Below are 12345 nucleotides of genomic sequence, written 5' to 3'. Positions count from 1 at the left end.
CAATAAACACACCACACCCACCCCCTGGATTGGAGAACCCCCATGGCACACAACCTCGTCCTCGGCATCGACCTCGGCACCGCCACCATCGCCACCGCACTCGCAGAAACCGGCGAACAACCCACACCACTACCCATCATCAACAACCAACCCCACTACCCAGCCACCCTCCTGGTGGACACCAACGGCGAAATCAAACGCCCCGACTACACCGGCGACACCACACAACACGTCACCAACCTCACCACCCACCTCGGACAACCACCCCAAATCATCGCCAACACCCCTTGGGGAGCTAACGCACTCATAGAAATGGCTATCCGCCCAGCCATCGACGCCGCCACCGACGAAGCAGGCCAACGCCCCACACACATCGCAGCTGTCGTCCCCACCCACTGGCCCGACTACATCACCACCGCCTACACAAAAGCACTCGAAACCACAGGCCTTCCCGTCACCACCATCGGAGCCGACGAAGCCACCGCACACGCAGCAACACTCAACAGCACCACAACCGGAGCTGTCACCTGCATCGACTTCGGGGAAAACAAAGCCACCCTCACCATGGCCCTCCCCAAAGAAAACACCCACATCCCAGACATTCACCGCGCCGACCCCAACGGCGGGCGACGCCACCTCGACACTGAACTCACCACCCGCATCGCCACCCACCTCGACCCCACCTTCACCCCAACCCCACAATGGGAAACCCAAGCCCACACAGTTGGACAACAACTCCGCACCAAAGCACACGCCACCACACACCCCGAAGACCTCATAGAAATCACCCTCCCCGCACCATTTTCAACCATCAACATTTCCGCAGGACAAGTCAGCGACCTCGTAGAAGACCTCGCAGCACTCACCCTCAAACGCCTCACCGCAAACCCAGACATCACCCACATCTGGAACGTCGATGAAGACGACAACACACCCCGCAGCCTCCTGATCACCGGAGGTTTCAGTACCGACAAAGCAGTCGGAACCGCCATCCGCACCACCATCGGAGCCTGGCGCGCACACCCCAACCCCCAAGCCATTATCGCCACCGCCGCAGCCGACCTCGTAGAAAGCACCCTCAACGCATGACCACACCCACCCCACAACAAATCCTCGGCGCAGCACGCCTTGTCGATGTCTCCGTAAAAACCATGCCCCTGCCCAGAGCCATCGCAGCCGCACAACGCCACTACAACCAACGCGGCGACAACAAAACAGCAACCAACGAATCAGACCAACACTTCCTGGAACGCATCACCGTCAACTATTTGCGACACGTCTGCTCCCACTACGACGACCACCGAGACTTCCTCCGCACCATCACCGACAAAACCACCCGCAACGCAGCCGGAGCGATCATCAAAGGCCGACAACTCGCAGAAATCGCCCACCACTACCCAGCCCTCGCAGAAGAAGCAAAACGCCAAGCCACCTGGGAAGACAACAAACCACACCGCTGAAAAACACTGTCCACCACAACAGCGGGCAACACCCACATCCCACGCGGAATAATCAACACCACCACCCCAACAAACAAAGGAAAAACATCATGGCCATCCCAGGAATCATCGAAAACAACCACAACTGGATCACCGTCACCGACCCTGACACCATCCCCCAGCCACCACGCGGCGTCCTCACCTGGATCAGAAAAACAAGCTACCCAGATCCCCACACCATCAAACGAACCAGCTTCCTCCACCCCGAAGTCACCGACATAGCCGACACCACTGTCGCCAACATCAAAACCATCGCCACTTCCCGCACCGTATCCGAAAGCTACCTAGGCGACCCCACCACCACAGTCCGCGCGCTCGTGGCCACCCTGTACCGCCAACTCGATGCCATGCTCACCGTGGACTCCGCACTCATAGAACACGACGACATCGTTTCCACCCACCACGACCTAGACAGCGCCAGCACCCTCATAAACCAAATGACGCAGGTGGTGGACGAAAACTTCCACCACAACGTGGAACAACCCGCCAGCCGCATCCAAGAACTAGCGGATCAAATAAAACTTTTAGACCTTCACATCCAAATGCCCCAAATGGTCGCTGACCTGCACACCAACCCCACTGTCGCGTTGGAAACAGTCACCCACCAAATCTCCGCACTATGCGACCTCCCCCTCAACTAACCCACACCTTTTTGAAGGGACAATCCCATGGCCGACAACACAAACAAGAACACTCTCACACTCATTGGACTTGGCGGTATCTTCACCCTCGCCTTCCTAGGCCCCGTCGCCTTCGCCGTCCTCAACGACGACGAAGACACCCCTACCCAAAACACCACAACAGCCACCCAACCAGCGGAAACGCTCACCGCCGCGAAACCCACAACCACCCTCCAAAAACCAGACGAATGCACCACCCCCACCCAACAACACATAAATGATCTACTCGACACCTTGAAACAACCTGGCGGCACCGCAGAACTGTCCGCCAGTTGGATCGACTCAGACACCCACACCGAAGCAACAGCTCTCATGGTTAGAAGTGCTGCAGGAACCATCGACCAACCCCACCTTGTGTGGGTCAACGTCAACGATGAATGGCAGGCAGCCACCGCAGGAACCCAACAAGCAACCAACTCCCCACCAGCGGATGCCGAAACACGCGCCGGATCTGCAGTATCCGGAGCGATCACTTGCCTGACAGCCGGATCACGATAACCCCCTCCGGACTGTCCGCCACACCCCAACCCTGCGACCTGGGAAAATACCGTGGCCACACCACCGCCGTGGGCATCGACATTCGGGCACCCCACATCGCCACGATGCGACTATGAGATCAGTTCCACAGAGCAAGGCTTACACAGAAAGTCTTGCACCCGAGTTGTAGAGGAGAATCATCATGAGTCAGAAAAGCGCTATCGAACGTAAAATCCGGGGTTTGCTTGCCAAAGCAGCAGACCAGGAGGGAACCCCCGAGGGCGATGCTTTCCAGGCCAAAGCGTTTGAACTGATGGCACACTACGGTGTGGAAGAATCCCAGGTCAACGGCGATGAAAGCTCACAGCTTATTGCCGAGAGCATCTCCCTTGGAGGGGCACACACCCCAATGCAGTTCAGGTTGCTTTCCAGCATTTCTGAGGCATTAAGCTGCACGATTGTCGGTACTGGAAACGGTCGAAAAATCACTAAGGTCACCATCTTTGGCCGTCGCCGTCACGTTGAACGTGTCATGATGCTGTTCACCATTTTGAACCCCCAAATGGCTACAGGCGCAACGAAAGCAGCCAAAACAGCCAACAACCCATGGGGTGAAACCACCGCTGTACTCAAGCGCTCATGGATGCGAGGATTCATCTATTCCATTGGGCAACGCCTCAAAAACATCGAAAAAACAGTGGTGGAAGAGGCCACAGCACAGGGAACAGGCACAGAAATTTCCCTAGTAGATGATTTGAGAGCAGCGGAAGAAATGGCAGAGAAAGAACACCCTGACCGCAAAACCCTCACAACAAGGGCTAGATACGATGCTGAACTAGTCCAAAAAGGGTCTGACAGTGCAGAAAACACAGACATCGGACAAACCCGAATCAACAAACAACCTGTAGCGCTAACCGCATAACCCCTCCACCAAAAAGGGTGTGGCCACCAACCGTGGCCACACCCTTTTCCCATATCCAAAAACCATCACACACTGTCCAAACTCCCACACCTCACACCCAACAAAAACACCCCAACAACACCCAACTGTCCTCCCCAAACACAACAAAACCCCAGCACAATACCCCAACGATCACCGCCATCAACACAAAACCTCGGGCACCACCACACCACCACTTGAGACAGTAAAGAAGTCAAAACGACAAGCGCGTTCCACACAGACCGCGCTCACCCCCTAAGTCTTCAAAGGAGACGATCATGACCACCACCATCACCAAAACCGTGGAAGCAACCACCACCGTCGAACACCTCCTGCCAGCAGTCGAAAACCTCGCAAAAATTTGCACCAAACAACGCAAAAACATGCGTATCCGCACCAACCCAAACAGCACACTCACCCTAAGTGTCGATAACTGGGAGGTCACCGCAGAAGTCACCCTCCCCGCCACCAACACCACCCCCGGCGAATTCACCGTAGACGCCCCACGAACCAACACCATGCTCAAAAAGGCCGTTGGAAAGCGAAACAAGACCACCAACGCACTTCCCGTGACATTCGTGGCCACCGACAGCAACGTCGCTATGACAATCAGCGACATTACGCTCAACCTCGATCAGGAAACACCCCTGGAAGACCACGGATTCAACCTCCCAGAGTCCTCCCCAATTGGTGCTTTCCCTGCAGCCACAATCCGCGAAGTCTGGCCACAGGTGGCGTCCTCATGCTCCACTGATGACAGCCTCCCCATGCTCACCGGCGTAGACATGAAACTGGTCGGAAACAAGTGTGAATTCCGCTCCACAGACCGTTTTAGGCTTTCCACCACCACCGTGGACTACACACCACATGTAGATCCACAAATGTTGGAGAACAAGTCCATTCTGATCCGTGGAAACTCACTGAAACTGCTGGTTGGACAGCTTAAAACAGTTGAAGGGGAGGTCACCGTAAAATTTGTGGGCAACACTAAGCCTTGCGAAGGAATCCTTTCCTTTGAGTTCGAAAACACCGTTTTCACGGCAAAACTACTCGATGCGGATTTCCCGAACATTGATCCACTACTGGCAAAACAGGCTGAAACTGTGTGCGTATTCAACCGCAACGAACTAGTCACCAAACTGAAAAAGCTTAGTGGCGTTGCTCCGCGATTCGCAGACCTAAGAATCAATATTGTCGATGGGGAAGTGGGGCTAAACATTTTCGACAAAACCGGCCGTATGGACGACAACGGCAACTCAATTCCACTGGCAACAACCACCATTGATACAGATGTGGCATACAAAACAGGCCGAAACACACTGTTCGGGGTCAACTGCAACTACCTGGTGGACTGCCTCAACAGCTTCGACGTGGAAGACATTGCACTCACCCTTATGAATCCTGGTCGCCCCGTCCTGATGTTCGATGCCAACGAATACGACGCCGATGGAAACATCACGGTAGATAAGAAAAAGATGATTAAAGACGCTACCGAACAACTTGGTCGCCTTGACGTCTGTGACCTCCCAGCACGTGACCACAAGATGATTCTCATGCCTATTCGACTCCCAGGCTAAACAAAAAATCCCCCACCTCGATGCTTTGAGGTGGGGGACTTTTTTCTTGGTATGTGCCGCGACTGTCCAAACTGCAGCTGTTCGGTTAAGATAAGACTCAATCATTAAGCCCGCACCAGGAATCCTGGGAGCGGGCTTGATACTTTTAGACCTAAAAACCCAGATAAGACATGCAGGTGTGACCGTTTATGCGCACGTGTTCGCGTATTGGTTTCTGCTTAATCTCGCGCATCAAGTCCCGCCCCAGATAAGACATGCAGGTGAATGGGGTAGATAATGGGACAGGAGTGATCCCCGCGTATATGTGGTCTTTTTCTCGCACTGCCTGGTGTTAAGAGCTGTGAGCAGGCTTTTGCCTGTCATTGCAGTAATAATGAAACCCACCAACACTCCCCAAATCGGGAGCGTGGGTGGGTTTTAGTGCTAAAGAATCTAGCTGTCGGTGGGGGCGATGATGTCTCGATCCGTGACGTAGGAAATCGGGTTCTGGGAGCCGGTGCGGTTCACCGTGCAGCCCATGTACTCGTGGTCGTCGATCACTTCACCAACAATCTCCGCGCGCTTGAATTCGGTGTAGTTTTCGCCTTTCATGAGGCCATCAATGGTGCCCACCGCGATGACGGTGTAGTCGGGGTCAAGGATCAGCATCAACTCGCACTCGATGGCCCTGCCAGGATTCATGCGCCACCAGCTTCGCCCATGTTCCCATGCGTCTGCAGTGGACATTCCCTCCACCCAGCCGACAGTCGGTTCATCGGTGGCTTTGCGTGCCCCAAGTCGTGCAGTCAAAATTTCCCTAGCCACGTTTTTCTCCTTAGCGCTGTGTCGATGACATTCCCGAAACTATCATACTTTTATAAAAGTATACAAGTAAACAACGATACTTTTATAAAAGTATCGTTGTTGGGGGTTGGGGCGTGGAGGTTTTGTCCGTTGAGGGAATGATCGCAACTGCAAGATATTCACCTTTTAGGAAATAGCGCAAAAAGTTAAGTGAGTTTCGAAAAACCGGTAGCCCCACAAAGTCCAACATCGTCCAAAAAGTCATATTCATGATTTTTGATGAACACTGATGAAGCATGTTGTTGAAAGATGTTTTCAAGCCATTGTCTCAATATTTAATATTGAATGGTTTTTAAACATATAGTCCAAAAAGTAACGATGTTTAGATATGAAACATGTTGACCATTTCGAGTTTCCGGAAAGTCGCCTAGATGGCACTTCTGGCAAGAAGTCGGAGAAACGTGGATAATTGACATTATCCACGTTTCTCCAATTCGAGCATGAGCAGGCAAAATCCCCTCCCCCAAGCGTTAAAGACTCCTTCTGCCCCAAATTCACTAACCCACCCAACCCCCTCTGACCTGCATGAATGCTCTACACGCCCGTTTAAGGCGTTGAAGCCTTACCGGTGACCCAACAGTGGCTTACAAGCCGTGAGACGGCGGCACCATTTTTGAGCAGAACCGATTTTTACAGATACAAAACAGTCAATACGATTCAAAACCAGACAATGTGACGAAAGTGTGTAAACATTCCAAACTTGGTACACACTGACTATTTATAATTAAAAAGCAGCAAACATCAAGAATCTTAAAAAGTTCAATCCTGAACAAAAACAAAGAATAGGAAAGAAAATGGACGAACAAAACGAAAACTCTAAAAAGCCCAACACCAAACAAAAAACTGAAATGGTCGAAACCATTGGAGAAGAATTTCGATACAAGTGGCGCACGGGAACCGAAGTAGAAACCATCACGCAATTAGCAACATGGTTCCTATCCCGCTGTCAGGGACAAAGAAAATCACCAAACACCATTCGCAGTTACAGAAACGCAATCAACTCGATGGGACGAATTCTTTCTGACATCTCAGGCGAACCCGCCAACGCATTACCCATCGAACTAATCAACCGCAACGACCTGGGCGACGCCTTCAACGAATACGCCACCACCCGAGCGCCCTCAAGCCAGCAACAATGTTGGACGGTGTGGAATTCTATGTGCCAGCTCCTGGTCGATTATGAAATGAGCGAACGAAACCCCATGGGCCAAGTGGTGACGGCGGCAAACAACTTCGCCAACAGAATTCCCACCCCACTTTCCTCCGAAGATGTTGACCAACTACTCCGCACATTAGCCAGCGACGTTGAATACAACGGAGACTTCACCTCCCCGCATCCTGCGAGGTGGAGGGAACGCGACCACGCCATGATTTTGCTGTTTCTTGTCACCGGAATGCGAGAATCAGAACTGTGTGGCATCGACTTCAAAGACATTAAAGAAATCTACGAGGAACCGGGCGCGCGCACCCTCAAAATCAGGGGAAAAGGCAATAAAGAGCGTGTACAGATTTTTGAAAAAGAAGTCTCCAAAGTTCTGGAAGACTACCTCGAAAGTCGCAGGTTAAAGCTACCTGTTGAAGAGGGAAGGTCGGAAAATATTTGGAAATACTGGAAGCCCAATGACCCAGTTTTCGTCAATCATTTAGGCCAGCGGATTACGCCATCTACGGTGTATTACCGAGTGAAATACGCTTTCGATGTAGCTGGAATTACGGGAAGCAGAAGCCAAGGAGCGCTCGTGCACCAGCTTCGCCACACTGTGGCCACCATGCTTGCGAATGATCCGAACGTGACCATCCATGAGCTGAAACACCTGTTAGGTCATGAATCGCTGCGATCAACTGAGCGCTACACGCGCGGTGCGGGTAAAGCTACGAGAGATGCAGCCAGAAGTAACCCTGTATATAACATGCTTGACTAGCTCTTTCATGCTGCAAGTGCAAGGGTTTTCCGCGTGGCTGGCAGGAAGTCGTTGCAGGCTTCGTGGATGAAGTCTGTCGGTTCCTTTCCGACCAGGCCTGCGCGGAGTTCTTCGTGGAATGCGTCGATGAAACCTTTCGAAGTCTCGTCCATTTCCCACTGCTTGCAGCGTCGAACAGTCAGTGCCGCTCGGTCGGCCAAGTCGTTGAGGAAATGGCCGTTGTGGCTGCGTACCCAGTGAATTTCGACAACCTTGTTGGCGTCCCTGCGTTCCTGAATCTTTTCAAGGCACTTCTTTTCATGATCAGACTTCCAGCGGTTGGAGGGCTTTGAGTTGAGCCGTTCAAACACGTCCAGGGAGTCGGTGAGGATGTGTAGATCCTCGTTGGTTTGACCCCAGTGGTTGAGGGCGAGGAGTACAGCGGCGAACTCACCCTCAACTACTTGGCCAGCTTCCACCGTGGAGATTCGAATGACGCCGGTGGTTGATACTGCACTGATGGCCATTTTGCGTAGTTTGCCTTTGGATGCGTCGGTGGCCACGACGACGGGGGTTGCCGTGGCAGTCTTCCGCTTCTTTTTAATGCCGTGTTCGTTTTCGTAGTCGGTTACCAGGTCGGACAGCATTTTTCTGCAGATTTTCCATGCTTCGGTGGGTGCTGCGCCGGTGATTACTTTCTGGATTTTCAGGCCGGGGAAATGTTCTGCCTGCTCAATGAGGATTCTCCGCACCTTGTGTTCGGAGATGTAGGTGATGGTGGTTTCGTTGGGATCTGTTTTTTGCCACAGCTCCAAAAACATGTCTGCGATGGTGTCATCACTTTTGTCAGATGACGAAATACGGTTGATGGTTGATGCACCACCAGCGCCGATATAGGAACCCGAAATAATGATCTTTCTGGTGCTGACAACTTCGTGCTGAATGATAAGGCAATTCATGGTTCTACTTTCTTTAATCTGGGGCTGCAGTTCTGTGAACTTTGTTTGATGGTGAACACTTTAAGACTGGGGTGTTCACGTATGCCCGGACATGAAAACCCCAGCGCAACCTCCACCCACCCAGTTCGTGAACACCCTCCCCCTAAACTGTCGAAACAGAAAAAACTAGGAGGAAACTATGGCTTCACACAACACTCGGGACTCAGTGGAACAACTGGGACTGGCGGCTTCACAGATCACGTTGCGACACTTCACCCCAGAATCAGTCAGCGCATTTTTGAGCGAAGTTTCCACCAGGCTGACCAATGACATCGTGTCCATGGCTGGCCCATCCCCATGGCTGGCCGATGGGCGACCAGACCACCGTGGAGGTTTGACCGCGCCCTCTGGTGATGACCGCGCCCCGTTCACGTTTGCAGCGCTCACCCACATGAAGGTGGTGCGCGCGCTGGTTGCTGCAGATCCCGCCAACATCGCGGACACCGCTGCGCTGATGAAACTCGCCTCCGACAGCGACGACCAGCACCTTCGTCTACTCACGCTGCGTATCGCACTGCGACTGAGTTACAGCATGTTCCTGTCAACGGTCATTAATCAAAGGAAAGCCAACATCACGGAGTTGCTGATCCGTGCTGATGACGCCCCAGAAATCCCCATCTTCGAGAAAAGTAACCCTCTGCCTGCAACAACAGTGAGCAGCGATGGTGTTCTTGTGCACGACGATGGCACACGTACCCCGGCGTTTATTCCTGTCGCCCCTGTGGAAGAAGCTGTTCGCACACCAACTCCGGAACCCACCCCGGAGCCGGTGTCCACGCCAGCGCCAGCGCCGGTGGCCACGCCACAACCCACCCCAGAGCCAGAGCCAGAGCAGAAACCTGCCCCACAACCGGCGCCGGTGGCGGAGGATGTGGACACCGTGGAGGCAGTGCCAGCACCTGCGAGCACGGAGAATGCCCCTAAGGCAACATCACTGGCAACACTTCTCGCTGAAAAACCACAGTCCCAATCCCCAGAAAAGGATGGAGATGACGACCCCTTCTAGTCACCCACCCATGGAGTGCGGCATCTACGTGGATCCACGTGGATGGGAATACCCCAGCATCCCCCTGCCTGCAGGAACAGGCTGGCCACAGACCAGGGAAATCGACAACCAAACCGTACAGCTCCTCCGAGTTGAACATTCACCCACCTAGATCCACACAACAGTTAGGGAAAGATCATGACGATGTGCCAGTTCGTACAGTATGTAGACAACGATCCCGCGTGGGGCCGACTCGTTGTTTTGCTGAAAACCGGTGTGTGCGCACCGGTGTATGGAAAATGGGACGCCATTTGTGCTGCAGAAAAATACCTCAACCAGGTGGTGTCCTCCCTCAAAAACAATCCTAAAATCACCGGCGAAGAAGCATCACGGCTGGTCAGTGGAGGATTGGAGGGACTGAACGTGCCAGCGGATCAGATCGTCTACGTCTGGGCGATCCCCGATAAAACGCGCTTGCGCCCCGCACTTTCCCAGGTGTAATTCCCCCCAACTAGCTTTCCCACAGCGCACTGCGCACCCTTTGCGTTTTCTTGGGGTGTGCAGTGTTTTCCTATCCACAGATTTAAGATTGGTGAAAACCATGGCCACCGCCCGAACCCGTACTCGTAGAGCACCCAAAAAGCGCACTACAAAAGCACTCCCACCACTACCCACCCCAGGGCCGGGGGAAAAGTTCTTCCTCCTGCATCTCCCATTTGAACTCCGACCACCGCACGTTCACTACCGTCAAGATTTGAAACGTCACCTCTATGTCGGGAAAGAACTACCAGCGGATTTAGCGCCGTATGCTGCAAAACCATACAGCTATGAGGCGTGGGTGGAGGACGAACTCAACGGGGAGAAAACACCCACCCACCACGCCACCGCAACCCCCAGAAAGCCTCGCCCCGCCCAGATTGAGGACGCCACGATTGCGGTGCAGGCTGCAGCTGCCAAGTGGCGGGGAACGTTTATTGGTTCAGGCGTTGGTACAGGTAAAACGATTACGTGCCTGTTGGCGGCGAAAGCGATCTGCCATCTCCGTGGTGGGGATACAGTGCTGATTACCGTGGATCGGCCAGCGACCATGACTATTCCCATGTGGAGGCTTAATATCGCGGCCATTGGTGATGGTGGGCTGCGCTGGATCATCGTGTCATCAGATGGTGGGTTAAAGCACCTGATCGGCCCCAACGGTCGTCCACGGATCAATCCCACCGTGGTCATCAACGACGAAGCACACCAGTTTAGGCGCGATTCTCAGCGCACCAACCGCATGAAGCGGATCAACAAAGCCAACAGCGCTCCTGGTGCCAGCACACCGTTTGTGTTGTCGGTGACGGCGACGCCGGGGCATTGCCCCACGGAATATCTGTATCTGTCATCGCTCCTTGCTCAAATCCATGGAGAGTCCCCGAAAGAGTGGAATGACCTGGGATTAAAGCTGTCGGAGCATGGTTTCCCAGTGGTCAAAAAGTTCGGTACTTGGGGGTGGGATGATGACGCTGCAGCCAGCCAACATGTGCGGGACAAAGCGATTGCCACGGTTCGAGACTGGATGCTGCACGCCACACCACCTGTGATGATTAACCGCCAAGCTGCGTGGGGTGCCCCAAGCTTGGAGGGATTGCCGGTCGAACTGTCCCCCGAGCAACGCCGACTCTATTTGGCCGAATGGGGCGACTACCAGCGGGAAATGCGGTTGGCACGCCAGGGAAACGATATGGCGCGTGGGCTGGCTGCAGTAACGAGGTTCAGACAAAAGGCTTCGCATTTGCGTATTGATTCCACGGTGGATCGAGTGGCGATGGATGTGGAGAGCGGTTTTCAGGTGTTGGTCGCTGTGGAGCATGTGGGTACTGCAGCGCAACCTATTGCAGATGCGTTGGAGGAACGGGGAATCCCAGTGGCACGACTGTTTGGTGGCCGACCCGACATGGAGGAGCAACGCCTAATGTTTCAAAAAGGACAGGTCAAGGTCGCTGTTTTGAACACAGTATCGTCGGTATCGTTGCACGCAGGGGAGGAACTGTCCGATGGTTCGGTGGCCACGACAGCCCCACGGCGCGGGTATTTCCACCAGCCACGCTATTCCGGCATTGCTGCGCAACAGATGATGGGCAGGGCGCACCGTGATGGCCAGGTGTGTGATTGGTCGTTGATTTTTGGTGAAGGCACAATTGAGGAAGATGCAGCTCAGCGCATGGTGACACGTCTATCTGGTTTGGCTGCCAGCGTTGATGCGGATCGTTCCATGCTTAAAGATATTGCTTCGTTGTTTGGTGCGGATTGGTTGCCGGTGGATCGCGCCCTAGAAGGGTAATTCACCCAACCCACCCCGCGGCCACACAAACACTCCTTTGTGTGGCCACACCCATTACAAAGACACACCCCATGATCTTCCCGCCACCCCACCACACATCGAGGTCATCCTCGAAGGCAACT

At 53.7% G+C, this 12345-nt stretch carries 12 protein-coding genes; 10 read left to right on the top strand and 2 right to left on the bottom strand.

Annotated features, from left to right (window positions below):
• Positions 1 to 42 precede the first annotated feature (42 nt).
• The 6 genes from ccrud_RS14015 (at position 43) to ccrud_RS13990 (ending at position 5173) form a co-directional block, all read left to right on the top strand.
• A complete protein-coding gene (locus tag ccrud_RS14015; RefSeq protein ID WP_066570108.1) occupies positions 43 to 1089 on the top strand; it encodes a hypothetical protein in 1047 nt (348 codons plus the stop codon).
• Positions 1086 to 1460: a hypothetical protein gene (locus ccrud_RS14010; protein ID WP_066570098.1), complete on the top strand. Its 375-nt coding sequence runs from the start codon at positions 1086 to 1088 to the stop codon at positions 1458 to 1460. Before ccrud_RS14015 ends, ccrud_RS14010 begins: the two co-directional genes overlap by 4 nt.
• Positions 1461 to 1549: 89 nt before the next feature.
• On the top strand, positions 1550 to 2140 hold the full coding sequence (locus ccrud_RS14005; protein ID WP_066570092.1) for a hypothetical protein: 591 nt from the start codon (positions 1550 to 1552) through the stop codon (positions 2138 to 2140).
• Between the two features lie 27 nt (positions 2141 to 2167).
• A complete protein-coding gene (locus ccrud_RS14000; RefSeq protein WP_066570089.1) occupies positions 2168 to 2677 on the top strand; it encodes a hypothetical protein in 510 nt (169 codons plus the stop codon).
• A 181-nt stretch (positions 2678 to 2858) separates the two neighbouring features.
• Positions 2859 to 3578, top strand: coding sequence for a DUF2786 domain-containing protein (locus tag ccrud_RS13995; RefSeq protein ID WP_066570086.1), 720 nt, complete (start codon positions 2859 to 2861; stop codon positions 3576 to 3578).
• A 296-nt stretch (positions 3579 to 3874) separates the two neighbouring features.
• Positions 3875 to 5173, top strand: coding sequence for a DNA polymerase III subunit beta (locus ccrud_RS13990; protein WP_066570085.1), 1299 nt, complete (start codon positions 3875 to 3877; stop codon positions 5171 to 5173).
• 432 nt (positions 5174 to 5605) lie between these two features.
• Here the strand turns inward: ccrud_RS13990 and ccrud_RS13985 are convergent, their stop codons facing one another.
• Positions 5606 to 5977 carry a hypothetical protein gene (locus ccrud_RS13985; protein WP_066570083.1) on the bottom strand — a complete coding sequence of 124 codons (372 nt, stop codon included), beginning with the start codon at positions 5975 to 5977 and terminating at the stop codon, positions 5606 to 5608.
• 833 nt (positions 5978 to 6810) lie between these two features.
• Between ccrud_RS13985 and ccrud_RS13980 the strand changes: the two genes are divergently transcribed.
• Positions 6811 to 7938, top strand: a complete 1128-nt coding sequence (locus ccrud_RS13980) for a tyrosine-type recombinase/integrase (protein WP_066570080.1) — start codon at positions 6811 to 6813, stop codon at positions 7936 to 7938.
• 5 nt (positions 7939 to 7943) lie between these two features.
• Here the strand turns inward: ccrud_RS13980 and ccrud_RS13975 are convergent, their stop codons facing one another.
• Positions 7944 to 8876 (bottom strand): ribonuclease HI, encoded by a 933-nt coding sequence (locus tag ccrud_RS13975; RefSeq protein ID WP_066570078.1) that lies wholly within the window; start codon positions 8874 to 8876, stop codon positions 7944 to 7946.
• A 178-nt stretch (positions 8877 to 9054) separates the two neighbouring features.
• Between ccrud_RS13975 and ccrud_RS15830 the strand changes: the two genes are divergently transcribed.
• The 3 genes from ccrud_RS15830 to ccrud_RS13960 all read left to right on the top strand — a co-directional run bounded on the left by ccrud_RS15830 (position 9055) and on the right by ccrud_RS13960 (position 12223).
• Positions 9055 to 9921, top strand: coding sequence for a hypothetical protein (locus ccrud_RS15830; RefSeq protein WP_066570076.1), 867 nt, complete (start codon positions 9055 to 9057; stop codon positions 9919 to 9921).
• 183 nt (positions 9922 to 10104) lie between these two features.
• Positions 10105 to 10401: a hypothetical protein gene (locus ccrud_RS13965; RefSeq protein WP_066570073.1), complete on the top strand. Its 297-nt coding sequence runs from the start codon at positions 10105 to 10107 to the stop codon at positions 10399 to 10401.
• 100 nt (positions 10402 to 10501) lie between these two features.
• A complete protein-coding gene (locus ccrud_RS13960; protein WP_066570070.1) occupies positions 10502 to 12223 on the top strand; it encodes a DEAD/DEAH box helicase in 1722 nt (573 codons plus the stop codon).
• The last annotated feature ends 122 nt before the right edge of the window (positions 12224 to 12345 follow it).

Origin of the sequence: Corynebacterium crudilactis (genome assembly GCF_001643015.1) — a bacterium.
In the GTDB taxonomy this organism is placed as follows: domain Bacteria; phylum Actinomycetota; class Actinomycetes; order Mycobacteriales; family Mycobacteriaceae; genus Corynebacterium; species Corynebacterium crudilactis.
The sequence above is the reverse complement of the archived record's forward strand: the minus strand, read 5'-3'. Positions and strand labels throughout refer to the sequence as shown.